25 protein-coding genes and 1 pseudogene are annotated in these 24,198 nt (G+C 44.5%); 12 read left to right on the forward strand and 14 right to left on the reverse strand.

Features of this window, described 5'->3' with window-relative positions; all coding sequences use genetic code 11:
• Positions 1–73: 73 nt before the first annotated feature.
• Complete coding sequence (locus B3R63_RS12125) at positions 74–706, reverse strand: TetR/AcrR family transcriptional regulator (RefSeq protein WP_286731422.1); 633 nt, start codon at positions 704–706, stop codon at positions 74–76.
• 145 nt (positions 707–851) lie between these two features.
• On the opposite strand from B3R63_RS12125, the gene B3R63_RS12130 reads away from it, so the two are divergent.
• The 4 genes from B3R63_RS12130 (at position 852) to dnaJ (ending at position 6,821) form a co-directional block, all read left to right on the forward strand.
• Positions 852–1,958 carry an efflux RND transporter periplasmic adaptor subunit gene (locus B3R63_RS12130; RefSeq protein WP_286731425.1) on the forward strand — a complete coding sequence of 369 codons (1,107 nt, stop codon included), beginning with the start codon at positions 852–854 and terminating at the stop codon, positions 1,956–1,958.
• The gene (locus B3R63_RS12135) at positions 1,955–5,083 is read left to right on the forward strand and encodes an efflux RND transporter permease subunit (protein ID WP_286731427.1); all 3,129 of its coding nucleotides are present in this window, start codon (positions 1,955–1,957) and stop codon (positions 5,081–5,083) included. The genes B3R63_RS12130 and B3R63_RS12135 overlap by 4 nt, the downstream gene beginning before the upstream one ends.
• Positions 5,084–5,227: 144 nt before the next feature.
• Complete coding sequence (locus tag B3R63_RS12140; protein WP_286731948.1) at positions 5,228–5,605, forward strand: hypothetical protein; 378 nt, start codon at positions 5,228–5,230, stop codon at positions 5,603–5,605.
• A 103-nt stretch (positions 5,606–5,708) separates the two neighbouring features.
• Positions 5,709–6,821: a molecular chaperone DnaJ gene (gene dnaJ, locus B3R63_RS12145; protein WP_005017657.1), complete on the forward strand. Its 1,113-nt coding sequence runs from the start codon at positions 5,709–5,711 to the stop codon at positions 6,819–6,821.
• Positions 6,822–6,932: 111 nt separating this feature from the next.
• Here the strand turns inward: dnaJ and B3R63_RS12150 are convergent, their stop codons facing one another.
• On the reverse strand, positions 6,933–7,292 hold the full coding sequence (locus tag B3R63_RS12150) for a hypothetical protein (protein WP_286731430.1): 360 nt from the start codon (positions 7,290–7,292) through the stop codon (positions 6,933–6,935).
• Positions 7,293–7,588: 296 nt separating this feature from the next.
• Here B3R63_RS12150 and dapB point away from each other — a divergent pair, with 296 nt between their 5' ends.
• A complete protein-coding gene (dapB, locus tag B3R63_RS12155) occupies positions 7,589–8,410 on the forward strand; it encodes a 4-hydroxy-tetrahydrodipicolinate reductase (RefSeq protein ID WP_286731433.1) in 822 nt (273 codons plus the stop codon).
• Positions 8,411–8,477: 67 nt separating this feature from the next.
• Positions 8,478–9,131 carry an START domain-containing protein gene (locus B3R63_RS12160; RefSeq protein ID WP_286731436.1) on the forward strand — a complete coding sequence of 218 codons (654 nt, stop codon included), beginning with the start codon at positions 8,478–8,480 and terminating at the stop codon, positions 9,129–9,131.
• A 40-nt stretch (positions 9,132–9,171) separates the two neighbouring features.
• On the opposite strand, the gene B3R63_RS12165 is transcribed toward B3R63_RS12160, so the two are convergent.
• The gene (locus B3R63_RS12165) at positions 9,172–10,338 is read right to left on the reverse strand and encodes an MFS transporter (RefSeq protein ID WP_286731439.1); all 1,167 of its coding nucleotides are present in this window, start codon (positions 10,336–10,338) and stop codon (positions 9,172–9,174) included.
• A gap of 6 nt (positions 10,339–10,344) precedes the next feature.
• Positions 10,345–11,148: a 2,5-didehydrogluconate reductase DkgB gene (gene dkgB, locus B3R63_RS12170; RefSeq protein ID WP_286731442.1), complete on the reverse strand. Its 804-nt coding sequence runs from the start codon at positions 11,146–11,148 to the stop codon at positions 10,345–10,347.
• Between the two features lie 113 nt (positions 11,149–11,261).
• Here dkgB and B3R63_RS12175 point away from each other — a divergent pair, with 113 nt between their 5' ends.
• Positions 11,262–12,170: a LysR family transcriptional regulator gene (locus B3R63_RS12175; protein ID WP_106438834.1), complete on the forward strand. Its 909-nt coding sequence runs from the start codon at positions 11,262–11,264 to the stop codon at positions 12,168–12,170.
• Here B3R63_RS12175 and B3R63_RS12180 read toward each other — a convergent pair.
• Positions 12,149–12,523, reverse strand: coding sequence for a hypothetical protein (locus B3R63_RS12180; protein WP_106438835.1), 375 nt, complete (start codon positions 12,521–12,523; stop codon positions 12,149–12,151). The two genes, B3R63_RS12175 and B3R63_RS12180, sit on opposite strands and share 22 nt — an antisense overlap.
• Before the next feature lie 89 nt (positions 12,524–12,612).
• Here B3R63_RS12180 and B3R63_RS12185 point away from each other — a divergent pair.
• A pseudogene (locus B3R63_RS12185) lies at positions 12,613–13,982 on the forward strand (PLP-dependent aminotransferase family protein).
• Here the strand turns inward: B3R63_RS12185 and ahr are convergent.
• From ahr to B3R63_RS12225, 8 genes are all read right to left on the reverse strand, one after another.
• Complete coding sequence (gene ahr / locus B3R63_RS12190) at positions 13,979–15,007, reverse strand: NADPH-dependent aldehyde reductase Ahr (protein WP_005023926.1); 1,029 nt, start codon at positions 15,005–15,007, stop codon at positions 13,979–13,981. The pseudogene B3R63_RS12185 and the gene ahr sit on opposite strands and share 4 nt — an antisense overlap.
• The gene (locus B3R63_RS12195) at positions 15,004–15,597 is read right to left on the reverse strand and encodes a DNA-3-methyladenine glycosylase I (RefSeq protein ID WP_286731950.1); all 594 of its coding nucleotides are present in this window, start codon (positions 15,595–15,597) and stop codon (positions 15,004–15,006) included. Before B3R63_RS12195 ends, ahr begins: the two co-directional genes overlap by 4 nt.
• A 34-nt stretch (positions 15,598–15,631) precedes the next feature.
• Positions 15,632–15,877, reverse strand: a complete 246-nt coding sequence (locus B3R63_RS12200; RefSeq protein WP_005017680.1) for a hypothetical protein — start codon at positions 15,875–15,877, stop codon at positions 15,632–15,634.
• Between the two features lie 9 nt (positions 15,878–15,886).
• A complete protein-coding gene (locus tag B3R63_RS12205; RefSeq protein WP_286731452.1) occupies positions 15,887–16,423 on the reverse strand; it encodes a M23 family metallopeptidase in 537 nt (178 codons plus the stop codon).
• Between the two features lie 51 nt (positions 16,424–16,474).
• The gene (gene mutY, locus B3R63_RS12210) at positions 16,475–17,506 is read right to left on the reverse strand and encodes an A/G-specific adenine glycosylase (RefSeq protein ID WP_286731454.1); all 1,032 of its coding nucleotides are present in this window, start codon (positions 17,504–17,506) and stop codon (positions 16,475–16,477) included.
• A gap of 210 nt (positions 17,507–17,716) precedes the next feature.
• Complete coding sequence (locus tag B3R63_RS12215) at positions 17,717–18,082, reverse strand: HIT family protein (RefSeq protein ID WP_005023934.1); 366 nt, start codon at positions 18,080–18,082, stop codon at positions 17,717–17,719.
• An 85-nt stretch (positions 18,083–18,167) separates the two neighbouring features.
• The gene (locus B3R63_RS12220) at positions 18,168–18,902 is read right to left on the reverse strand and encodes a dienelactone hydrolase family protein (RefSeq protein WP_286731457.1); all 735 of its coding nucleotides are present in this window, start codon (positions 18,900–18,902) and stop codon (positions 18,168–18,170) included.
• A 179-nt stretch (positions 18,903–19,081) separates the two neighbouring features.
• A complete protein-coding gene (locus B3R63_RS12225; RefSeq protein WP_005017692.1) occupies positions 19,082–19,240 on the reverse strand; it encodes a DUF1328 domain-containing protein in 159 nt (52 codons plus the stop codon).
• Between the two features lie 189 nt (positions 19,241–19,429).
• Between B3R63_RS12225 and B3R63_RS12230 the strand changes: the two genes are divergently transcribed.
• Entirely contained in the window at positions 19,430–19,882 is a 453-nt protein-coding gene (locus tag B3R63_RS12230) for a YcgN family cysteine cluster protein (protein WP_286731460.1), read from the forward strand.
• Positions 19,883–19,928: 46 nt separating this feature from the next.
• Here the strand turns inward: B3R63_RS12230 and B3R63_RS12235 are convergent, their stop codons facing one another.
• Positions 19,929–20,546, reverse strand: a complete 618-nt coding sequence (locus B3R63_RS12235) for a cation transporter (protein WP_286731463.1) — start codon at positions 20,544–20,546, stop codon at positions 19,929–19,931.
• Between the two features lie 72 nt (positions 20,547–20,618).
• Between B3R63_RS12235 and B3R63_RS12240 the strand changes: the two genes are divergently transcribed.
• The 3 genes from B3R63_RS12240 to B3R63_RS12250 all read left to right on the forward strand — a co-directional run bounded on the left by B3R63_RS12240 (position 20,619) and on the right by B3R63_RS12250 (position 23,741).
• Positions 20,619–21,023 carry a MerR family transcriptional regulator gene (locus tag B3R63_RS12240; protein ID WP_005017695.1) on the forward strand — a complete coding sequence of 135 codons (405 nt, stop codon included), beginning with the start codon at positions 20,619–20,621 and terminating at the stop codon, positions 21,021–21,023.
• Positions 21,024–21,153: 130 nt separating this feature from the next.
• Positions 21,154–22,326, forward strand: coding sequence for a PQQ-dependent sugar dehydrogenase (locus B3R63_RS12245; protein ID WP_286731468.1), 1,173 nt, complete (start codon positions 21,154–21,156; stop codon positions 22,324–22,326).
• Positions 22,327–22,469: 143 nt separating this feature from the next.
• Positions 22,470–23,741 carry a replication-associated recombination protein A gene (locus B3R63_RS12250; protein WP_005404672.1) on the forward strand — a complete coding sequence of 424 codons (1,272 nt, stop codon included), beginning with the start codon at positions 22,470–22,472 and terminating at the stop codon, positions 23,739–23,741.
• Positions 23,742–24,198 lie beyond the last annotated feature (457 nt).

Below are 24,198 nucleotides of genomic sequence, written 5' to 3' on the forward strand. Positions count from 1 at the left end.
GAATTCCTGATCTTTTGTGCAAAAAATAACAGGCAATACAGTTAAAATTTTTAAAATAGAGTAGAAGTCTGGTTCAAGGTGGAGATGAGCGAACCTGATAGCGTAATAAAAACAGCTCAATGGACTGCTGAATCATACAGTCACATTCTTGCTGATCTGGGACCGGCTGCATACCAAGTAATACATGCTGATGTCGGATACCTAATAACAGGGAAAGTAATAGCTCGGTATACATGACCGGGGCAGCTGGCTGAATAAAGCTCAACTCAATAGCCTGGCGGAAGAAATCTGTCAGGCTATTGGTCAGGCGCTGATGCGAAGCCTTAAAAAACTGTTCTACCAGAGGACTCTGCTCGGCTGCCAGCTGCAGCAGTATATATTCAAGCTTGAGCGCTTCTGGCAGGTAAATTAGATGTAATACTCGGCTACAGACCTGATACAGCTCTTTAGCAAAATGGCTTTGTGCATGCAGACTGAATTGGCGGGCCGGTATCGCTTCCTCGCAACTTTCTTCAATGGCACAGGTAAATAAAGTGGCCTTGTCCTGAAAATGATTATAGACCGTCAGCTTGGTTACACCGGCTTCAGATGCAATCTGGTTCATACTGGAGCCGTGATAGCCCTGTTTTAAAAACATACACTTGGCTGCGGCCAGGATCCGGGCTCGTTTTTCCAAATCTTTAGGACGACCTGCTGTTATTTGCACACCATTATCCAGAAACTTTAAATAAAATAAGAATTAAAAATATTTTAATTTATGTACCGCACGGTATATTAATTAAAAAATAAACAATTTAGTATAGCGATCATTATTCTGCCTTAAAAATAAATCTGAAATAAGAGCAATTTGCATGAGTTTAACCAAATCCGCCCTGGTGAGCCTGATTTTTATGTGTTACCTGAATTTAGGGGGGTGTAGCCGGGAAGCTCCCCAAACTGAAGAAATTCCTTATGTAATGGTCGCACAGCCCTTGACTACGCATCATGAACAGAAAAGTTATGCCGGCGAGGTTCAGGCCCGCCAGCAGACAGCACTGGCTTTTCGGGTTGGCGGGCAGGTTACTGCCCGGCTGGCGGAGGTAGGGGATCGAGTCCGGGCAGGGCAGGTCTTGGCCCGGCTGGATGTGAGTGATGCACAACTACAAAGTAATGCTGCCAGGGCTCAGCTGGAAAGTGCTCAAGCTGCTTTAAAAATAGCGGCCGATGAATTACAGCGCTTTAGACAGCTGTTGCCGATGAATGCAGTCAGCCGTTCCCAGTATGACGCGGTTGAAAACCAGTATAAATCGGCTGAGTCCGCCTATCGTCAGGCCCAGTCCAATTATCAGGTCAGTACCAACCAGACCCGCTATAATCAGCTGCAGGCTAATCGAGCGGGCGTAATTACCGAACGTAATATTGAGGTTGGGCAAGTGGTAGCAGCCGGGCAGGTAGCATATCAGCTGGCAATTGATGGCGACCGGGACGTAGTTATCGGCATACCCGAACAGACTACCAGCGCTATAAAAGTTGGTCAGACTGCCTGGGTTACCCTTTGGTCACAGCCACAAGCCAGATTAGCTGCTTATGTTCGGGAAATCTCACCTGCAGCAGATGAGTCACGTACCTTCAAGGTTAAAGTTGCGTTACGTGAAGGGCCATCTGCCATTCAGCTCGGGCAAAGCGCACGGGTATTTTTTGACTATAGTCAGCCGAATGTCCTGAGTGTGCCTTTATCCAGCGTATCTGCCCATGAAAAACAGCCTTATATCTGGGTTCTTCAGCCTGATCAGCGTATACATAAAGTACCAGTTCAGCTCGGAGCCTATGGCCGGGACTCTGTGCCCGTACTTTCTGGTCTCAAAGCTGGGGACTGGGTAGTAATTGGAGGAGTACACCTGTTGCATGACAAGCAGAGAATTCATCCGGTAGACCGTAATAATCGTCCGGTGAAGCTTGCAGCAGGAGCACAACCATGAAGTTTAACCTGTCGGAATGGGCACTGCGTCATAAAGGATTAGTACTTTATTTGATGATATTGCTGGGTATTGTCGGCATTTATTCTTATTCCAAACTGGCACAAAGTGAAGACCCGCCATTTACCTTTAAGGTTATGGTGGTACAAACTTACTGGCCGGGAGCAACAGCCAGAGAAGTTTCCTTGCAGGTTACTGACCGTATTGAAAAAGAGCTGATGACCACGGGACAATATGAACGCATCATGGCTTATTCCCGGCCGGGCGAGTCAATGGTTACCTTTATTGCCAAGGACTCGCTCAAATCAGACCAGATTCCCGATGTCTGGTACAACGTGCGTAAAAAAGTCAGTGATATTCGCCATCAATTACCTCAAGGTGTACAGGGGCCATTTTTTAATGACGAGTTTGGAGATACCTTTGGCAATATCTATGTACTGACCGGAAAAGATTTTGACTACGCCATTTTAAAAGAATATGCCGACCGTTTACAGTTACAGTTACAGCGGGTCAAGGACGTCGGTAAAGTTGAGCTGATCGGACTGCAGGACCAGAAAATCTGGGTTGAAATTTCTAATACCAAGGCGGCACAGCTGGGCATCCCGGTGACTGCCATCCAGCAGGCCCTTCAACAGCAAAATAGTGTTACTAATGCCGGATTCTTTGAAACCAGAACTGATCGTATCCAGCTACGGGTGAGCGGACAGATTCAAAGTGTAGAAGAATTAAAACAGATGCCGTTACTGGTCGGCGGGCAGACCATCCAGTTATCTGATGTGGCAGAGGTTTACCGCGGCTTTAGTGAGCCGGCCCAGCCGCGGATGCGCTTTATGGGTGAAAATGGAATTGGAATAGCCGTTTCCATGCGTAAGGGTGGAGATATTCTGGCGCTGGGTAAAAATCTGGAAAATACCTTTGCTAGGTTGCAGAAAACCTTGCCGCTGGGTATGCAACTGCAAAAAGTATCTGACCAGCCAGTTGCAGTGAAACGTAGTGTTAACGAGTTTATGAAAGTACTGGCCGAAGCAGTTATTATTGTTCTGCTGGTCAGCTTTTTCTCTCTGGGCTTTCGCACCGGTCTGGTGGTGGCTTTTTCTATACCGCTTGTGCTGGCGATGACATTTGCCGGAATGAACCTGTTTGATGTCGGACTACACAAGATTTCACTCGGTGCCCTGATTTTGGCTTTAGGTCTGCTGGTAGATGATGCCATTATTGCTGTCGAAATGATGGCTATTAAAATGGAGCAGGGCTACAGCCGTATAAAAGCTGCTGGTTTTGCATGGAACAGTACAGCTTTTCCAATGCTGACTGGAACACTGATTACTGCTGCCGGTTTTCTACCAATTGCCACAGCTGCTTCAAGTACTGGTGAATATACCCGTTCTATTTTTCAGGTAGTCACAATTGCCCTGATTGTTTCCTGGTTCGCAGCAGTGTTGTTTGTTCCTTACTTAGGTGAGAAGTTTTTACCTGATTTTAATCAGTTACCGGTTCGGGCACCGTGGTACCAGCGTCTCTGGGCGCGGCTGCGCAAACGCCCTGAACCAGAGCCGGTCAGACCGGTACATATATTGGATGAAGTTCATGATCCCTATCAGAGCGGTTTTTATCAACGGTTCAGAAAACTCGTCAATACCTGTGTAACTTATCGTAAGACCGTCATCATCAGTACAGTGGGATTATTTATACTGTCAATCCTCATGTTTAAACTGGTGCCACAGCAGTTCTTTCCACCATCTAACCGTGCTGAAATTCTGGTTGATTTAAAACTTGAAGAAGGTGCCTCGCTTACTGCTACTGAAAATGCTGTCAAAAAGGTCGAGAGATTCCTCTCCACACAAGAGGGTATTGATAATTTTGTAGCCTATGTCGGAACCGGTTCACCACGATTTTATCTGCCTTTGGACCAGCAGTTACCTCAAGCCAGCTTTGCCCAGTTTGTGGTACTGGCTTCTTCTCTGGATGACCGGGATGAAATCCGTCGCTCACTGGACCAGCAGATCCGTAAACTTTTACCGGAAGTTCGTACTCGGGTGTCATTACTGGAAAATGGGCCTCCGGTCGGATATCCGATTCAGTACCGGGTTTCAGGTGAGGATTTAAGCTTAGTCCGTCAGTGGGCACAGCGTGTAGCGCAGGTCATTGGTAAAAATCCAAATACTACCAATGTACATCTGGATTGGGGTGAGCCCAGCAAGACTATTATTTTAAATATTGATCAGGACCGCGCTCGCCAGATGGGAATTAGCAGTGCTGATCTGGCCAGATTCCTGAACAGTTCCATCAGCGGGGCGGCTATTGACCAGTACCGGGAAAAACGTGAACTGATTGAGATCCGTCTAAGAGGAGACCAGGCAGAACGGGTGGATGTCGGTTCATTGGCCAGCCTGGCCGTACCGACCAGTCAAGGGGGTACTATTCCTTTGGCCCAGATTGCCCAGATTGATTACAGCTTTGAAGAGGGATTGATCTGGCATCGTAACCGTTTACCGACCATTACAGTCCGGGCAGACATACGCAGTCAGCAGCAACCTGCAACAGTCGTGAATGAAATGGCTGGACAGATCGAGCAGTTACGTACCGAGTTACCGCCTGGTTACCTGATTGAAGTTGGCGGGACAGTGGAAGAGTCGGCACGTGGCCAAAGTTCAGTAAATGCAGGAATGCCGCTATTTCTGGCTGTGGTCATGACTTTACTGATGTTACAGCTCAAGAGTATCTTGCGGGCATTGATAGTATTTCTGACCGCACCTCTTGGCCTGATTGGTGTAGTCATCTTTTTGTTGCTGTTTAACAAACCTTTCGGTTTTGTGGCCATGCTGGGCACGATTGCCCTGTCTGGCATGATTATGCGTAACTCTCTGATCCTGATTGACCAGATCGAGCAGGATATACAGGCCGGTCATGATCGCTGGAATGCCATTATTGATGCGACGGTTCGGCGTTTCCGTCCTATTATTCTGACGGCCTTGGCGGCGGTTCTGGCCATGATCCCCCTATCACGCAGTATTTTTTTCGGTCCGATGGCTGTAGCGATTATGGGTGGACTGATTATTGCGACGCTGTTAACACTATTTTTCTTGCCAGCTTTATATGCAGCATGGTTTAAGGTGAAAAAACCGTAAATATGCAGTAATTTTTGCTGAATATGAGGTGCGAAATATTGAAAACTTCAATATAGTAACACCTTATCTTTTACACAAAATAACACAGCAAATTTCATTGCATAAAAATAACTGATGCATGCAATGAATGAGGTCAGAGAATCCATGAGGCAAGATACACTCGCACAGCATCGCCGTTATATTGCGATCTCGTATGTTTTCATGTTTCTGGCATTATTTAGTGTCATTACCGCAGTCATTGCCTATATTCTGGCGCGCAAAGTTGCTGGTGTCGATCATGCAGAAGTCTGGCTTAATTCCCATGCCTTATGGATTATGCGAAATATAGTGCTGTTTTTGGGAATGACAGTTTTTGCAGCGCTATGGTTTATTCCGCTGATTTTCTTTTACTGGGACAGCGAACTTTGGGTTACAGCCTGTACAGTTCTAGGCATCGTCTTTACTGCGATTGCCTGGCTGTTCCTGTTAAATGCCTGGATTAAAGGTATTTCCAAGTTCTTCAATTACAAGGCAGTTTTTTAAAGTCTTTTAAAAAAACCGGCTTTGCCCTTGTAAAACAGTACCTAATCCCCAATTTTACACGGCAGTTGTATAAATTAAAATTCCGTGAGGAGCATCGCCAGTCATGGCTAAACGTGATTATTATGAGGTTTTAGGGGTTTCCAAAACCGCAAGTGATGATGAGATTAAAAAAGCCTACCGAAAGTTGGCGATGAAATATCATCCGGACCGAAATCCTGATAACCCGGAAGCTGAAGAAAAATTTAAAGAAGCCTCAGAGGCTTATGAAGTCCTGTCTGACAGCGAAAAGCGTAGTATGTATGACCGTATGGGTCATAGCGCGTTTGAAGGCGGCTTTGGCGGCGCAGGCGGCGGCTTTGGCGGTTTTAGTGCTGAAGATATTTTTAGCCAGTTTGGTGATATCTTTGGTGGGGCTTTTGGTGGTGGTGGACGTCAGCAGCGTCAACGCCGTGGTTCCGACCTGCGTTATGTGATGGAATTGACACTTGAAGAGGCAGTACGTGGTGTCAAGAAAACTATTACTTTCAATGCGCCTGCGCCTTGTGAAGTCTGTCATGGAAAGGGTTCCAAGAATCCAAATGATGTAGAAACCTGTAAAACCTGTCACGGTGCAGGACAGGTACGGATGCAGCAGGGCTTTTTCTCTGTACAGCAGACCTGTAGCACTTGTCGTGGCCAAGGTAAAATTATTAAAAACCCATGTCATGCCTGTCATGGTTCCGGTGTTGCAGACCGTCAGCAGACTCTGGAAGTCACGATTCCTGCAGGTGTGGATAATGGTGACCGGGTACGTTTAAGTGGCAAGGGCGAAGCTATTCGTGATGGCCAGTCAGGTGACCTGTATGTTGAAGTCGTAGTGCGTGAGCATGAAATCTTCCAGCGTGATGGGGCTGATCTGTATATGGATGTGCCTGTCAGCATTGCTGATGCAGCGCTTGGCAAGGAAATCCAGATTCCTACACTTGAAGGCCGTGTGAGTCTGAAAATTCCTGAAGGTACCCAGACCGGAAAGCTGTTCCGTTTACGTGGTAAAGGCGTACGTCCGGTACGAAGCAGCATGGTAGGCGATCTGCTTTGCCGTATCGTGATTGAGACCCCGGTCAATCTGACCAGCCATCAACGTGAACTGCTAAAAGAATTGCAGGCCTCTTTTGATGGCGAAGACAGTACGTCTTCACCGAAGAAAAAGTCATTCTTTGATCGCCTGTTTGACTAAGCAGGTGCTCTGAAATAAAGGGCAGCTATTGAGGAGCTTTTCTTCATAGCTGCTTTTTCTTATTTAAAATAATCTGAAATACTTAACAAACCTGTCTGTTTAGTCACAAGTTTATTCTGGCTGTATAGCATCAATATCATTCCAGCTTACCAGTTCCTCCTGCCCAGTGGCTGAGGTAGAGGCCTGGACTATACTCTGCTGGGTAACCTGTGCCTCAGAAGACTGTGTCTGTACTCTACTTGCCTGCTCATCGGGCATAATAGTGTCAATTTCCTCGACTGCAATACTTGTAGCTGTTTCATTCGGAACCTGTACTATCCCAGACGGTAAAGAGGTCTGGCGCAGAGTCGTCGTGATGCGTGCTGTAGATAAACTTGCCAGTGTATCGCCCGCTTGAACTGCCGGCTCAGCCCAGACTGCACCCGTACACAGTATTAAAACGATTCCCAAACCCGTAAAGTGAAAGCGCATATTTTTTCCTTATTTGATGACACCCAATGGTGCTGGCTAGTCTGCGCCTGCTTGTTTAAAGAATTGTGAAAAATACGAAATTGTCTGAATATTTTTTAATATTTTTCAGCAGTTAACTGGATAAATAAAGTCATGAATGAGCTAAAAATATTGCTTCTTCTTTGAACTGCTTGTTTTTTTAATGGTTCATTTTTATAAAGGAACTTTAAGCCATAATTTTTCCAGACAAGTTTCAGAGAGCGGGAAGAGTTTTGTTATAGTAGAGCAATTTTAAAGATGACTGCAGGGAAAATGTTATGTCAGCAACTCCACGTATTGGTGTTTTAGGTGCAGGTGGCCGTATGGGCCGGATTCTGGTTCAGGCTATCCAGCAGGCAGGTTACCAGCTGGCAGCAGCAGTAGAGCGTCCAGAGAGTTCACTGGTAGGAGCCGATGCGGGTGAGCTGGCAGGTATTGGTACGCTGGGGGTCAAAGTATCTGGACAGCTGGCTGACGTGCTCAATGACTGTGATGTAATCATTGATTTTACGGCACCTGCTGCCACTGAACAGCACTTGAAACTTTGCCGTGAAGCAGGGGTAGCAATGGTTATTGGAACCACTGGCATGAATGATGAACAAAAAGCCGTACTGGAAGAAAGTGCTAGCCAGACACCTGTAGTTTATGCAGCCAATTATTCAGTTGGAGTCAATGTGTCGATCAAACTGCTCGAGCTTGCAGCAAAAGTCTTTGGTGATACGGTTGATATTGAAGTGATTGAAGCACATCACCGTCATAAAGTTGATGCTCCATCGGGCACTGCGCTCATGATGGGTGAAGCGATTGCGGATACTTTAGGCCGTAATTTAAAAGAAGTGGCAGTTTATGGGCGTGAAGGCCATACCGGCCCACGTGAGCGTCAGACTATTGGCTTTGAAACCATTCGTGGTGGCGATATTGTTGGTGAGCATACTGTCATGTTTATCGGGGAAGGTGAGCGCGTCGAAGTGACCCATAAGGCAACCAACCGGATGAATTTTGCCGCAGGTGCAGTACGTGCAGCCGCATGGGTTGTTGGACGTGAAGCAGGTAAATATGATATGAAAGATGTGCTTGGATTCAATAATATCCAGATGTAGCGCTAATGGCCCTTTTCAGGAAGAAAGGGGCCTGATTACACTTATATAAAAAGTATGAAAAATAAAAATGAGAAAGAAAACTATATTCAATATTTGCTTGATGTTACTGAGTCTGTTAATTACTCAATCTACCTCGGCAGAGCAGGCCAGACTAAAAATTAATAAACAGAATATCAAGGTCTGGACTTACCAGACGTCTCGTAACCCGGCTGCATCCTATAAGGCAGAGACAGTATTTAATGTACCCCTGGAACGGGCTGTTGCGCTAATTATGGATGTTGAGCGTGCCCAACAATGGGTCCCCTATATGGGGAAAATCAGTATATTAAACCGAGATGATCAAGCTGGAGGATTTTTGCTGCATGTGGTAATGGACTTACCTTTTCCGCTTAAAGATCGTGACCTTATTATTCAAAGTAAAATTACTAGAGAGCGTAATGGTACAGTGAATATCCGTAACCGGGGTATGGCAGATTCCCGTTTTAGTCAGCCTGACTATATACGTCTTCAAGACTATCAGGGGGACTGGACTTTTCAGCGTTTAGGTGCAAATAAAGTTAAAGTCACCACAATGGGATATGTAAACCCGGAAGGCAGTTTGCCCATCAGTTTTATGAACATGTTTGTGGAACAGCAGCCTTACCAAATGCTTAAAATCATGCGATCCGAGCTTGAACGGCCCATGTATATCAATGCCAAACTTCCTGTGGCCATTCAATAAAGTCATTTCAGCCTGCATTACAGGCTGAAATTGATAGCACTTATGATTCACAGGCTATGGAAGGCTGTTGTTCTTTCCTCTGGATGAATACTAGAAGCAGGCCTACTATGCTCAGTACTGCGCCACTGACCGTCACTGCCATATAACTCCAGCCCATGCTAAGTACGGCACCACCCGCTACAGCGCCAAGCGCATTACCCAGATTAAATGCCCCGATATTAACTGAGGACGCAAGTCCTGGTGCATCATGAGCGGCTGACATTACCCGCATCTGTAAAGGGGGTACCAGAGCAAAGGTGGCTATGCCCCAGATCACCAGTCCGACTGCTGTCCCCAGTGGACTTTTTGCCAGTAATGGAAAGAGCAGCATACTGACAATCAGCAATACAAAGAAACCAATTAGGGTTTTGTCCAGAGACAGGTCAGCAAATTTTCCGCCTAAATGGTTACCGATTGAGAAACCTATACCAATCAGTACCAGCATCAAAGTGATGAATCCCGGAGATGCTTGGGTAAATTCAACCAGGCTCGGGGCAATATAGGTATACAGGGTAAACATTGCACCAGAGGCCAATACTGTGGTCAGCATTGCCAGTACGACCGGTCTGCGTGTCAATACTTTCAGCTCAGCTCTTACATCAGGTTTGCTACCTCTATGGTCTTTAGGTAAAGCTTTCCATAAAGATAGCATCGTCAGCAGACCAAGACCGGTAATTGCCAGAAAGGACATTCGCCAGCCAATATTTTGTCCAACCCAGGTTGCCAGAGGGACACCACCAATATTGGCAACAGTCAAACCCATGAACATAGCTGCTACTGCGCTGGCCTGTTTATGGACCGGAACGACACTGGCGGCTACTACAGACCCGATTCCAAAAAATGCACCGTGGTTTAAACTGGTGACAAGACGTGCACACATCAGACTCATATAACTGGTAGAAACTGCTGCCAGCAAATTACCTATAGTGAAAATAGCCATAAGTAGAATAAGTGCCTTACGGCGGCTAAAGCTGCTAAACCATAAAGTCATCACTGGAGCGCCAAGCATTACGCCCAGCGCATAACCAGTAATCAGCATACCAGCTCTCGGAATAGAAACATCAAGATCCCCGGCAATATCAGGTAACAGTCCCATTGGCGAGAATTCGGTTGTACCAATCGCAAACGCACCGACTGCAAGGGCAAGCAGCGGAAAATTAATTTTCATCCGTACTTAATCCCATACTGGTGCCAGCTGCTCCGGACTGATTTCCCGTCCATTACGTTCAAGTTCGGCGATTTTCTGCATTTCTTCATGGCTCAGCAGAATTTTCTGGGCTTCTAGATTACTGAGCAGATGCTCACGCTTGGTAGAAGATGGAATTACTGAAAAGCCCGGCTGCATAGCCCATGCCAGGGCAATCTGGGCGGTACTCGCTTCATGTAAGGCTGCAATACGCATAAGAACAGGGTCTTGCAGCACCTTGCCATAAGCCAGTGTCATATAAGAGGTAACCTGTATATTCTGGCTCTGCAGATATTGCACTAATGTACGGTTTTGCAAATAAGGGCTTAGCTCGATCTGGTTGGTTACAATCTGGTCTGGTCCAACTGCTGCAATCGCCTCTTCTGTCTGGGCAATATTGAAATTGGACACACCAATATGTTCGGTGAGTCCCAACTTTTTGGCTTGATACAGGCTCTGCACCAGTTCAGCAGCAGAGTAGCCCAGACCGGGTGCTGGCCAATGAATGAGTGTCAAGTTCACAGCATCTGTCTGTAACTTGTGCAGGCTGTCCTTCAGGCTGGAAATCATCCGTTCTGGTGCATAATTTTCAGTCCAGATCTTGGTGGTTAAGAAAAGCTCCTGTCGGGAGACCTTACTTTGCTGTATGGCTGTACCGACTTCTGCTTCATTACCATAAATCTGGGCTGTATCAATCGCCCGGTATCCAACGTCGAGTGCCTGGCTGACTGAATCAATGACGGCTTGGCCAGACAGGCGAAAGGTACCTACACCGATTTTAGGAATAATCATCGTAACCTCGATCATATTTTTAAATAGTTAAGATTATTTTGTCGGAAGCTTTGTTGCTAAAAAAGTAGATAATCTGCAAAATATTATTGTTAATTTGTCATTAATTGGATGTGATGAAATCTACTTTTGAAGAGCTGCAGGTTTTTGTCAGTATTGTGGATAGTGGTTCGATTGTTAAGGCGTCTGAACAGCTCGGCCAGTCAACTTCTGGATTAAGCCGTATTTTGCAGCGTCTGGAGAGTAAGTTAAACGTTACGTTACTGGAACGTACTACCCGCAAGCTCTCGCTGACACAGGAAGGCCAGCTGTTTCTAGAGCGTGCACGCAAGATTATCAATGAGCTGAACGATGCTGAAGAGCTGCTGCTTAAATCTGACCACGAGGTTTCCGGTAAAATCCGGATCGACTCGGCCACCCCCTTTGTGCTGCATGTAATTGCCCCACTCATGCAGAAATTCATGCAGCGCTATCCGTGTATTGAAATTGAACTGAACAGCCATGACCAGATTATTGACCTTTTAGAACATCGGACCGATGTGGCTATCCGTTTTGGTCAGATGCATGATTCAAGTCTGCATGCCCGTTTACTCACTCAAAGCCGCTTATATATAGTTGCTAGTCCCGCTTATCTGGAACAGTATGGCACTCCACAAACTGCTGGGGAGCTATTGCAGCATCAGTTAATCGGGTTTAGTTCTCCCAAGCATTTGAACACTTGGCCTCTCAAACTGGGTAATGAATACTTTACCGCAACTGCACCAATTCGGGCATCTAATGGTGAGACTGTACGGCAGCTGGCCCTGTTGCATCATGGAATTACCTGCCTGTCTGAATTTCTGGTGGGTCAGGATCTGGCCCAGAACAGACTGGTTGCCTTGTTTGAAGACCAGATTGAATTACATTATCAGCCTATTCATGCGGTTTATTATCAGCAGGAACATTTACCAAAACGGGTCAGGCTGCTGATCGAATATCTGGTACAGGAATTAAGCTCGGGTTTTCATTTTGAACCATTTGCCTGAGAGGCTGGCACAGGCAAACGGAGCTCAAATAATGGGAGCCTGAGCTGTCTGGATGTCTGCAATAATTCGAGTCGCAAATGCTGCTGCTGTTGTGAACAGACAAACTCGATTTTAGGTTGGAGTAGACCTGTCATAATCAGCCCGTTTTCAGTAGGTTTCTTATAAAGATAATGCCACTCTGTGCTGGAAGGGAGTGCTGTAATTTTCCAGAGCTGATAGCCAGGCAGTGACTGCATTTTTAAATAACCCCCAATTAATGTCTGACACAGTGCATTTTGAGAAGTATTCTGCTGATATTGTGGCTGGCAAGCTGCTAGCCATAGACAAATAAATAATAAAGTGCAAGTTTTCATCAAGTTTTGCTCAATTTTAATTTTTTTCAGCTTAAACCTGTGCTATAGAGCATTACAGACACAAAAAAATTTAAAAAAGCAGTACAGATATGGCATTTCACTACCAACTTCTTGCCAGTCAGCTGGCTGGAAAAATTCACAGCCAAGCTTTAAAAGCCGATCAGCGGCTCAGTTCTCTTCGGGATTTTGCCCGGCAGCATGAAGTGAGCCTGAGCACTGCACAAAGCTGTTATGAATTATTGGAAGCTCAAGGCTTAATTTATGTACGGCCCAGATCTGGCTATTTTGTAAAAGGGCAGTCATTACAAAACCCGTTACCCCGTCATTTAGATTTCCAGTCCAGACCGCGTGATGTCAGTAATNNGCTATCCAGCTATCACCACAACTGGTACCTGTAGAGGCTTTGCGCCGTTCGATCCAGCGTGCGCTCAAGCATAGCCAGCCGGAAGACTTTCTATACAGTGACCGGCAGGGCCATAAAAAGTTACGTCAGGCTTTAAGCGAACACTGGGCAGAAGATGGCCTGTATATTCAGCCAGAGGATATTTTAATTACCAGTGGCTGTATGCCTGCGTTATCACTCATTATTCAGCAGCTTACTGAAGTGGGTGATAGCATTCTGGTACCAACTCCAAGTTTTAATGGCCAATTACAGCTACTGGCCAGTCTGAAGCGTAAAATTATCGAAATACCGGCCAGCCATGCAGGCGTTGATCTGGACCGGCTGGAACAGATGATGCAAAGCGGGCAGGTAAAGGCCTGCCTGATGACTGCAAATTACCAGAATCCGCTCGGCTACTGTCTAAGCAATACAGAAAAGGCACAGATTGCACAGCTGGCAGAACGTTACCGCTGTTATGTGATTGAAGATGATATTTATGCTGAATGCGGCTTTAATCTGGAACGACCATTACCTATTAAGTACTGGGATCAGGCCGGTTATGTCATCTACTGCGGTTCAGTTTCCAAGTCTTTATCATCTGCTTACCGCATTGGGTGGGTATGTATCAGCCAGCAGCTACAGTCTTTTAGAATTGGGTTATTAAATGGAAATGCCATCGTCAATACACCATTGCAGCTTGCACTGGCCGATCTGATATATAGCCGCAGTTACCGTGAACATTTAAATAGTTTACGCCCCCGTCTTATGCAGCAGGTAAGACAATATCAGGAATATATTTTAAAGGCTTTTCAAGGCGTTAAAATCGGACTAAGTCAGCCTGAGGGTGGTTATGCCCTATGGCTGGAATTTCCGGTACAGATTGACGGACTGGAAATGTATCATTTTGCACAGCAGCATGGCATTAATATTGTACCGGGAGAAGTATTTGGAGAAGACCGACGCTACCGGCATTTTATCCGTCTAAATGCCGGACATGGCTTAAGTTATGAGATCTGCCAGTCGATTGATAAACTGGCAGAATGGGTAAAACAAAAACTTGATAACACAGACAGTTAGTCAAAATCTGCTTTTAAAACCACCCGGTAACGTACTTGACCTGAGTGCAGGCGTTCAATAGCTTCATTAATCTGTGACATTGGAAACAGTTCAATCTGTGGAGCAATATTTTTACGTGCTGCAAACTTGAGTAACTGACGCAAAGCCGCCGGTGAACCGGTGGGTGAGCCCGTCACTGATTTGTTCCCTCCAATAAGGGTTCCTACCGGTACCTGCATCGGTTCAAGGGTGAGTCCCAACATATGTACGGTACCATGTGGTGCCAGTGTGTGCAGATAGGATTTCCAGTCCAGACTGACATTAACGGTACTGAGCAATAAGTCAAACTTGCCGTATTGGTCTTTAAGTGCCGCAGAATCACGGCTGTTTACTACGTGGTCTGCACCCATTTCAATCAGCTCGGGTGTTTTATCCAGACTGGAAGTGAAGGCAGTAATTTCGCAGCCCCATGCTTTAAGCAGCTTGATGGCCATGTGGCCCAAGCCCCCAATCCCGATAACACCGACATGATGTACAGATTGAATTTGATGTTTTAATAAGGGGTCAAATACAGTAATACCGCCACAGAGCAGGGGGCCGGCACTTTGTGGATCCAGATCATCGGGAAGAGGAATCGCCCATTGCCAGTCGGCACGAACTTTTTCAGCAAAACCGCCAGCATGGTCAACAATAGTCGCTTTAGAACCACCATTACACATTACCTGATCGCCGGCAATACAGTAATCACAATGCTGACAGCTTTCTGCTGTCCAGCCGATACCTACACGTTGACCCAGTTGCAAGCCTCTGGCTTCTGAGCCTAAGCCAATAATTGTACCGATAATTTCATGACCAGCCACAACCGGATAAACCGAACTGCCCCAGTCATTATTTAGTACTGAAATATCAGAGTGACACAAGCCACAGTACTCAACCTTGACTTCAACCTGATGTGGCTGTAAATCACCGGCATCGAACTCATAGGGAACCAGTGCTGCACCTGGCTGCATGGCAGCATAGGCACGAATAGTATTCTTCTGACTCATAACAACTCCTTGGCAGAAAAGCGGATGTTTGGCTTAGACTTAAATTTACAGCTATTTTCATGATCATCAACCATACCGACTGCCTGCATAAAAGCATAACAGGTCGTCGGTCCAACAAATTTGAAACCATATTTTTTTAAAGTTTTTGAAAGTGCAAGACTGGTCTCTGTCTGGGCAGGAGCCTGACGAAAATCTGTTACATTTCGATATAAAGGTTGACCATCGACAACTTGCCATAACCAGTGGCCTACATCACCGACTTCAGCTTTAAGTTTTTGCCAGGCAACTGCGTTGTCACGAATAGCCTTCAACTTGCCCAAGTGACGGATAAGACCTGAATCCTGCATTTTTTGCTGTAACGACTCATCACTCAAGCCGGCAATCTCAGCAATCGGATATTGAACAAAATGCTGCCGATAAGCCTCGCGCTTCTTTAAAACGGTAATCCAGGAGAGGCCGGCTTGCTGACCTTCCAGACACAGCATTTCAAATAGGCGTTGCTCATCATATTCAGGTTTTCCCCACTCTTGGTCATGATAGGCAATATAAAGCGGGTCATCCGAGCACCATCCGCAGCGCTGAGGGGTCATCATGGTGCTTCCTGAGTGGTTTAACTTAAGGTTCTTAAATAGTAAATCTTATCCACTCACTGGTAAGATTATTCCAAAAATATAGTTCGGCAATAGCAAGATCGTCAAACTTTAGCCAGCAATCTTTACCATTCTTATCATTAAAACCTGTGCTGATCATCAGCGCATCTTCAGTAATTTCCATTATCCAGCCCTGGTAACTCTGTCCGGCCAGCACAATTTTCTGCTGGTTTCCAGATTCTGCAAATTCGACCAGCCGTTGAATTAAAGCTTCTGACATATTTTTTTCCTAACGCAGATACAGATATGGATTCACTGCACCACGACCTTTGCCTTGCAGATAAATTCCATAATGAAGATGAGGGGCTGTATGACGGGCATTACCAGTATTGCCTACGTAACCGATGAGCTGTCCCTTTTTAATATAATCACCGACTTCCAGACCTCGCTTGTGCCCATCAAGATGGGCATAATAGTGCCAGCTGCCACCTGGTCCCAAAATCCAGATGACTTTACCTCCAAGATTGTTATTGCGCAGATCTGCGATTAGCCCCTCTGTGGCACTATAAACTTTTGTACCGCGTGGAGACATAATATCAATACCTTCATGAGTGCGTCCTTTACTACGTGACACTCCCCAGGTATCACTGAGTTGTTGACGCTCAACACTCTTCACTGGAACCGGCAAACGCGAAGCAAGCTGCATACGATGAAGTTTACTTACTTGGGCAGCGGGTAGGGTAGAAGGTTTTTTCGGCGCAGAGGTACAGGCCGCTATCAAGATAAAACACAAACTTAAAAAAATATAACCGGCAAAACGTGACACACGACTTCCTTGATTAAATAAGTTTATAAAATGACAGTAATCAGTATGTCATCACTCGATAAGCTGAATCAATTTTTTCATAGCCGTTGGCAGACCACGCATTAGAGCCTGTTCAGGACTCAGCCATTCACCACCCAGTTCAGTCTGTAGAAACTCACGTTGTTCTGGTTCCACGTGGAACAGATAGGTATCCAGCAGCCAGGTAAAATGAGTGAAGCCATGTGTAATCTGAATGGGCGTTTGTTTCTGCTTTAAATCATATTGTGCCAGCAGCTGAGAAAACTGCTGCTTATCTTCAATTATAGGCAGACAATACAAGCCGCCCCAGAGACCGCTAGCTGGCCGCTGCTGCCATAACCATTGATCTTGGCTTTGCAATAATAAAATATGGCCCTGTTTTAGCGGCACAGGCTTTTTTGGTTTTTTATAAGGCAATTCAGTTTCTAACCCCTGCTGATGGGCAAGACAGTGCTGCTGCATCGGGCAGTAAAGGCATAACGGTTTTTTGGGGGTACAAATGGTAGCACCCAGATCCATGATAGCTTGCGTATAATCATGGTTGCGTTCAGTCGGACATAGCTCTTCTGCCATTTTCCAGAGTCTGCGTTCTTGCGCTGGCTGGCTCAAATCTTCTTCAATTGCAAAAAAGCGTGCCAGTACCCGTTTAACATTGCCATCCATAATGACACCATACTGGCGCAATCCGAGTGACATTAGTGCGCCTGCTGTCGAGCGGCCTATACCGGGCAAAGCAATCCAGCCGTCAAGACTGTCTGGAAATTTGCCTTCATGGCTAACTATTCCAGCTGCTTTATGCAGATTTCGGGCACGTGCATAATAGCCCAGTCCAGCCCAGTATGGAGCTACTTCATCCCAACTAGCCAGTCCCAAGTCATTTACGGTAGGAAACCGCTGGATAAAGCGTTCGAAATATTGCAGCACAGTCTTAACCTGGGTTTGTTGAAGCATAATTTCTGAAACCCAGACTTTATAGGGATCATCACTGACTTGCCAAGGCAGATCATGCCGGCCATGAACATCAAACCATTCAAGTAAAGCATGTGAAAAGGAAAATTCGGACATATAAATTTCAGGCAGGAATTACTTGGAGATTATAGCTGAACTACAGCGAGAATAGATTTTTTAGTTGGAAAAAGGCTGTTTCATGGCAGGTGTTTTAAACAGCTTAAAGATTAAGTATTAAAGATAAATAGCACCGTTATAGTAAACGGCAGAAATCATTAAACCCAGTAACCAGGATAAAAGATGATGCCCTAGGCATCATCTACTCATTTATTCTTCGTCCAGTATTCCCCAGCGCTCGTCCAGTCTTAAAGCCTGACCCGCATAGCGTGGAATAATATGGATATGGAGATGCTGGGAAGCTTCTCCAAAGACAGAACCATCATTAAAGCCGATATGGAAACCTTCAGGCTGATGACGAATTTTAAGTTCATTACGCGCCAGTTCCAGAAGCGACATCAGACTTTTACGTTCTTTATCAGTGACATCGAAAAATGAACTGATATGGCGCAGGGGAATAATAACAGAATGTCCCTTAGATAACGGTTTTGGCTCAGGCAAAATGGCACCAAAGTCATTTTTATCAATCACATCATATTCATCAAAGTCACAATATGGACAATTATTTTCAATCATGATTATACCCTCATCGTTTTATTTATAGGTTGAATCTATGCAGTAAGGTAATCAGCACCTTACTGCGGTTTTAATCTTTTATAGGTTAAAGGTGACGTTGTAGCAAATCATACATGGCCTTCAGGCTTTGTCGCTCTGCTTCTGCGTTATAGCCCAGATCTACTCCATTGACCCGGGCACGTTCATCGGCTAATGGATTACTAAAACCATGTTTTGCTGCTTCAAATACAATAACATCATGCTCTACACCGGCTGCCTGCATTTCCTGCTTGAAACTGGCTACATCATCTAGAGTGACCATGCTGTCGAGTTCACCGTGCAATACCAGAACTTCAGCCTGAATTTTTCCACGCTGTGCCGGCTCTTTTGCAGAGAGATTACCGTGAAAAGTAGCAACGGCTTTAAGTGGTGCACCTGAGCGTGCCAGATCAAGGACGACCTTGCCCCCATAGCAAAAGCCTATTGCTGCCAGTTTATCCGGATTTACTTCATTTTGTTCAGCCAGAGCCTTTAGGCCAGCTGACGCACGAGTCACTATTGTGTCCGGATCCTGAAAAGTTTGAGTCATCCATTCATTGGCTTGGCCCGCATCGGTAGTTACCTTTTTGTCACCATACATATCAATTGCAAGTGCAGCATAACCATGCTCAGCCAGCTCACGGGCACGTTGTTCAGTATATTCAGTTCTGCCCCACCATTCTGGCGCTACAATCACACCCGCTACTGGTGCATCAGATTCTGGCGCAGCAAAATAGCCAACTAAATTGGTACCATCTGCTGCGTTATAATGAATTTCGCGGGTTTTGATTGTTGAAGTCATTCTGATCAATCCTTGTATAAACTTAAGAGAATGACCTGATTAAATCATAAAAAATATTTAAAATGACTGAAAAGAAAAAGAATATGAAAGAAGAAATGTGAAAATTTATGTTTTTAATAAGATGAAAAAATAAAAAAGAAGGATAAATCCTTCTTTTTTATAACACGATGAATATATATTTATACTCGGCCGCGTGAGATAAAACCAACGATTGCCAGAATAACTGCAATCACAAGCAGAATCACTGCAAAGTCTTTAGATAAGCCTGCTACGCCACCAAAACCTAACAGACTTGCAATTAGTGCAATCACCGCAAAAATAATCGCCCAACGAAACATAATTTATCTCCATAATTTTTTATTAATGTGTTTTTAGTATAGAGAGCAAAATAAAATATAAGTGTGAGCTTTGTGTTTAAAAATTATACCAGGTATTGCGTTAAGTAAATGATTTGTGAGAGATGTATTTTTTAAAAGTCAAAACACACAATGATATACTGTTCAGGTAGTAAATTTGTATGAAGTATTATGGTGAAGCATTTGCGTCCACAGTTTTGGAAAGTCTACCCACTTGAACAACTTAGCCCGGAAGAGTGGGAAGCGCTTTGTGATGGCTGTGGTTTGTGTTGTCTGGTCAAACTTGAAGATGAAGAGACCCAAGAGGTTGCCTATACCAAAGTTGCCTGTAAATTACTGGACTGCAAGACAGCGCGGTGCAGTGATTATACTAACCGGAAACAGCAGGTTCCTGACTGTATCCAGCTGACTCCAGAAAAGCTCGCTACAATTCACTGGTTACCTCCGAGTTGTGCTTATCGCCGTCTGTCTGAAGGTAAAAATTTGCCTTCGTGGCACTATTTGAATACCGGTAGCCGCCAAAGTGTGATGAAAGCCAAAAAATCGGCAGCCGGCCGCTGTATTTCTGAACTGGACATTGAGGAAGACCAGATAGAAGAATATATCGTGCGCTGGGTACGTTAAATTAAAAATAAAAGAGAAGTATCTCAAGCTTCTCTTTTATTCTATCTCATCCGAGCTTGGCCTGAATCCGTTCTTTCCATGAGGTCCGGATAATAGTAAGGCTGGAGCTTAAGCCAAGTAAAATCATAATTAAGGCTACAATTAAATCTGGCCAGACCTGCTGTGTTCCAAATACGCCTACAGCTGCCAGAACTACCGCAACGTTACCAATTGCATCATTACGACTGCACAGCCACACTGACTTCATGTTGGCTTCGCCATCCCGAAAAGCATATAGAATCAGGGCAGTCAGGATATTCGCGATCAGTGCAAATGTACCAATAATACCCATAGTAATCGCTTCTGGTGGTACACCATGTATATAGGACCAGACCACTTTGCCCAGAACAATGAAAGCAAAAACCAGCATCATCAGTCCTTTTAACAGGGCAGCTGTTGCGCGCCAGTATAATCCAAGACCCAGTACAAAAATAGAAATCAGGTAATTGAAAGAATCTCCTGCAAAATCCAGTGCATCAGCCCAGAGTGAAGTGGAACCTGTATGTGCTCCACCTGTAACCTCAACAATAAACATAGTGAAATTTAAAAATAGGGCTATCCACAGCGCATTTCTGAATTTACGGCTTTTGGCCTGTGTTTCCTGACAACTACAGCAACCTGCCATTATTTAACTCCTGAAAGATCAGATAGAATAATTAAAAAGTCTGGAGTTACTCCAGAGTCAAGAGGGGAATGTATGCTGTATTCGATTGGTGAACTGGCCAGGAAAAGTAAAATTTCGGTAGACAGTATCCGCTTTTATGAAAAGAAAAATCTGCTTTCGCTGCCATTACGGGGTAATAATAACTATCGTTATTATGATGACACTGCGCTTGAACAGCTTATCTTCATCCGGCATTGCCGTGAACTGGGAATGTCACTTAAAGAAATTGGGCAGCTGACTGAACTGTTGAAAAAGCCGCAACAACAGTGCAATACAGTTGATCAACTGCTAGAAGATCATTTGGGACATATTGAACAAAAACTTCAACGCCTTGAAAATTTTCGTACAAAGTTACAACAGCTGCGCCAGACCTGTCGGGCTGACCTTACTATTCAGGACTGCAAAATTGTTTCTGGCCTTAAGCACCCTGAACCATAAGCTTTGACTTCCCTGAAAATTAACCAAATCAAAAGGAAATATTTGGTAAAGCAATACTTTGATTAAATCGGACAGATATATTCATTCATTTGTATGATGGAAAATATAGTCAGAATTTAAGAGAGAAGTGATGTATAACAATAAATTCCGCATAACATCCGTACTATTCTTTAGCCTGTTTACTTTGTATGGCTGTAATTCAAATCAGGGACACACTAATACTCCGGAAAGCCATCAACAGGCTGACCAGACTTCAACTTCTAAGCAGTTACAGACATTTAAAGTACAGCAAATTACCCAGTTTAATGAACCTTGGGCACTCGCTATCCTACCTGACCAGCGACTACTGGTCACTGAACGAAAAGGTCAGCTCAAGCTATTTGACCCGCTGACAAAACGTACAGTAAATATCACAGGTCTGCCTGAAGTAGCATACGGTGGGCAAGGCGGTCTGGGCGATATCGTATTGCATCCAAATTTTAATCAAAACCAGTGGGTTTACTATAGTTATGCGGAAAAAGGTCCTGGAGGACAGGGAGCAGCTGTCGCCAGAGCCCGGCTGGACCTGAACAGTGCAGCACCAGCTTTAAAAAACCATGAAGTAATCTGGCGTCAGATACCAAAAGTTTCGGGGCAAGGCCATTATGGTCATCGTCTGGCTTTTGACCATGAAGGAAAACTCTGGATTGCCTCAGGTGAGCGCCAGAAGTTTACGCCGGCACAGGATATGAAATCTAATCTTGGGAAAGTACTGCGTCTAAACGATGACGGTACGCCGGCCAGTAATAATCCATTTGCACAGCAGGGTGGAGTAACCGCCGAGATCTGGTCACTCGGCCATCGAAATCCGCTTGGGATTGCATTTGATGCTAAAAATCAGCTCTGGGTCGTAGAAATGGGACCGAAAGGTGGGGATGAGCTGAACCTGATTAGAAAGGGGAAAAATTATGGTTATCCCATCGTTTCCAATGGAGATCATTATGATGGTAAAGCGATTCCTGACCATTCAACCCGACCTGAATTTCAAAAACCCGAGCTAAGCTGGACACCTGTCATTTCTCCCTCGAGTCTGCTGATTTATCAAGGCCGGCAATTTCCCAAGTGGCAGGGGAAGGCACTGATTGGAGGGCTGTCTTCAGAGGCTTTGATCATCGTAGACCTGGAGCAAAACCCGGCGAAAGAAATTCAGCGTATTGATATGAAAGAACGTATTCGGGGATTACAGGAAGCTCAGGATGATTCGATCTGGGTTATTGAGGATGGCAAAAATGCAAAACTTTTGAAACTAACGGCTGGCGTATGAAGCATCCGGGTATGAAGCTGATATTTTAGCCAGAATATTTGCTATTTTTGCCCCGCACTTATATACAGTACTGCTTAAAAACTGCCGTGCAGCAGCCTGAAAATACGCTACTATAAAAGCTTATACAGTAATGCAAAAAGAATATGTCAGATACTCAAATCCCTCTACCTGAACGTCTGCGTCCACGTGACCTCTCAGAAATTATCGGACAGGATCATCTGCTCGGTGAGCAGGCACCTTTACGGCAGATGATTGATCAGGGGCATTTGCCTTCTATTATTTTCTGGGGTCCACCGGGTGTGGGTAAAACTACTATTGCCTTGCTTCTGGCACAGGCTGTAGATCGACCTTTTATTAGCCTTTCAGCGCTCAATACTGGGGTTAAAGAACTACGGGAAATTATTGCTGAAAGTGGCGATCTGCTGACACCTGTAGTTTTTATTGATGAAATTCATCGCTTTAACAAGTCTCAGCAGGATGCGCTATTAAATGCGGTAGAGAAAGGTAAAATTACCTTAATCGGAGCGACAACTGAGAACCCGTCTTTTGAGGTAAATGGTGCGCTTTTGTCACGCTGCCAGGTTTATACCTTAAATATTCTTGATAGCGAATCTATTCAAACCTTGCTTGATAAAGCACTTCAAACAGATGAATTTTTAAAAGAACGGCATATCCAGATTGAAGAATATGATGCACTCATCCAGTTTGCTGCTGGAGATGCTCGCAAAGCACTCAATCTACTTGATCTGATTGCCAGTACCTTTGAATCCGGCCTTGAAAATATAATTAATAATGCCATCGTGGTTAAGGTTGCACAGCAGAATATCGCACGTTACGACAAATCCGGTGAACAGCATTATGATTTAGTATCAGCATTTATTAAGTCAATTCGGGGAAGTGATCCGGATGCAACTTTGTACTGGATGGCCCGGATGCTTAAAGGTGGAGAAGATCCGGTATTTATTGCTCGCCGTATGCTGATTGCAGCATCAGAAGATATTGGCAATTCTAATCCGAATGCACTTTTACTGGCTGGAGAATGCTTCCGTTCAGTTCAGGCAGTGGGTATGCCTGAAGCACGGATTATTTTAGGTCAGACAGCAGTATATCTGGCCACCAGTGCGAAAAGTAATAGTACTTATCTGGCAATTAATAAAGCCTTGGCCTTGGCCGAGAAAACTGCCAACCTGCCTGTTCCCCTACATTTAAGAAATGCGCCTACCAAAATGATGAAAGATCAAGGTTATGGGGTGAATTATCTATATCCGCACGATTATCCGGAGCATTTTGTATTACAGGAGTACTTGCCCCCTGAGCTAAAAGGTACTCAATTGTATGAGTCGGCACGTAATAAGCGGGAAGTAGAAGGTGAGAAGCTACAACAGCGCCGCTGGCAGCAACAACAGCAACAGTAAATCAAGGCCCGAACCCGGGCTCTTGTTTTTAGGATTTAAAGAGTCTGTTAATGATATTCAGCCTATTTTTCTAGATATTATTTTGAATAAGTTGAGTCTTCCGATAAGCCATTTTTATTTTCAGTATATTTTTATTTACTCAATGGGTTATATAAAAAAGAAAAAAATTTATTAAATATTTTAAAGGTATTTATTCTCTTAATTTTAATAGTCTAAGTTATTAATTGGCTGGAGATAAATTTTTTAAATAGAAAACTCCAAGATTCTTAATCTTTAGGCACTCTATATAAGGAATTTAAATTATATAAAATATTTAATAGTATTTTTTTATAGCTAAAAAACTCAATTTTTATAAGTTTACATTGAACACTAATTGTACAAATAAAAGTAACCTAGTTAAAATTTAAACTCTATAAAATGACACTAGCTCAACATAGAAAACAGCTTTTTAGCATCA

Origin of the sequence: Acinetobacter sp. UBA1297 (assembly GCF_002307755.1) — a bacterium.
Lineage (GTDB): Bacteria > Pseudomonadota > Gammaproteobacteria > Pseudomonadales > Moraxellaceae > Acinetobacter > Acinetobacter radioresistens.

Excerpts from the sequence above, each read along its gene's own strand:
- B3R63_RS12130 (WP_286731425.1), top strand. The coding sequence starts at position 852 with ATGAGTTTAACCAAATCCGCCCTGGTGAGCCTGATTTTTATGTGTTAC.
- B3R63_RS12135 (WP_286731427.1), top strand. The coding sequence starts at position 1,955 with ATGAAGTTTAACCTGTCGGAATGGGCACTGCGTCATAAAGGATTAGTA.
- B3R63_RS12140 (WP_286731948.1), top strand. The coding sequence starts at position 5,228 with ATGAGGCAAGATACACTCGCACAGCATCGCCGTTATATTGCGATCTCG.
- dnaJ (WP_005017657.1), top strand. The coding sequence starts at position 5,709 with ATGGCTAAACGTGATTATTATGAGGTTTTAGGGGTTTCCAAAACCGCA.
- B3R63_RS12150 (WP_286731430.1), bottom strand. The coding sequence starts at position 7,292 with ATGCGCTTTCACTTTACGGGTTTGGGAATCGTTTTAATACTGTGTACG.
- dapB (WP_286731433.1), top strand. The coding sequence starts at position 7,589 with ATGTCAGCAACTCCACGTATTGGTGTTTTAGGTGCAGGTGGCCGTATG.
- B3R63_RS12160 (WP_286731436.1), top strand. The coding sequence starts at position 8,478 with ATGAGAAAGAAAACTATATTCAATATTTGCTTGATGTTACTGAGTCTG.
- B3R63_RS12165 (WP_286731439.1), bottom strand. The coding sequence starts at position 10,338 with ATGAAAATTAATTTTCCGCTGCTTGCCCTTGCAGTCGGTGCGTTTGCG.
- dkgB (WP_286731442.1), bottom strand. The coding sequence starts at position 11,148 with ATGATTATTCCTAAAATCGGTGTAGGTACCTTTCGCCTGTCTGGCCAA.
- B3R63_RS12175 (WP_106438834.1), top strand. The coding sequence starts at position 11,262 with ATGAAATCTACTTTTGAAGAGCTGCAGGTTTTTGTCAGTATTGTGGAT.
- B3R63_RS12180 (WP_106438835.1), bottom strand. The coding sequence starts at position 12,523 with ATGAAAACTTGCACTTTATTATTTATTTGTCTATGGCTAGCAGCTTGC.
- ahr (WP_005023926.1), bottom strand. The coding sequence starts at position 15,007 with ATGAGTCAGAAGAATACTATTCGTGCCTATGCTGCCATGCAGCCAGGT.
- B3R63_RS12195 (WP_286731950.1), bottom strand. The coding sequence starts at position 15,597 with ATGACCCCTCAGCGCTGCGGATGGTGCTCGGATGACCCGCTTTATATT.
- B3R63_RS12200 (WP_005017680.1), bottom strand. The coding sequence starts at position 15,877 with ATGTCAGAAGCTTTAATTCAACGGCTGGTCGAATTTGCAGAATCTGGA.
- mutY (WP_286731454.1), bottom strand. The coding sequence starts at position 17,506 with ATGTCCGAATTTTCCTTTTCACATGCTTTACTTGAATGGTTTGATGTT.
- B3R63_RS12215 (WP_005023934.1), bottom strand. The coding sequence starts at position 18,082 with ATGATTGAAAATAATTGTCCATATTGTGACTTTGATGAATATGATGTG.
- B3R63_RS12220 (WP_286731457.1), bottom strand. The coding sequence starts at position 18,902 with ATGACTTCAACAATCAAAACCCGCGAAATTCATTATAACGCAGCAGAT.
- B3R63_RS12225 (WP_005017692.1), bottom strand. The coding sequence starts at position 19,240 with ATGTTTCGTTGGGCGATTATTTTTGCGGTGATTGCACTAATTGCAAGT.
- B3R63_RS12230 (WP_286731460.1), top strand. The coding sequence starts at position 19,430 with ATGGTGAAGCATTTGCGTCCACAGTTTTGGAAAGTCTACCCACTTGAA.
- B3R63_RS12235 (WP_286731463.1), bottom strand. The coding sequence starts at position 20,546 with ATGGCAGGTTGCTGTAGTTGTCAGGAAACACAGGCCAAAAGCCGTAAA.
- B3R63_RS12240 (WP_005017695.1), top strand. The coding sequence starts at position 20,619 with ATGCTGTATTCGATTGGTGAACTGGCCAGGAAAAGTAAAATTTCGGTA.
- B3R63_RS12245 (WP_286731468.1), top strand. The coding sequence starts at position 21,154 with ATGTATAACAATAAATTCCGCATAACATCCGTACTATTCTTTAGCCTG.
- B3R63_RS12250 (WP_005404672.1), top strand. The coding sequence starts at position 22,470 with ATGTCAGATACTCAAATCCCTCTACCTGAACGTCTGCGTCCACGTGAC.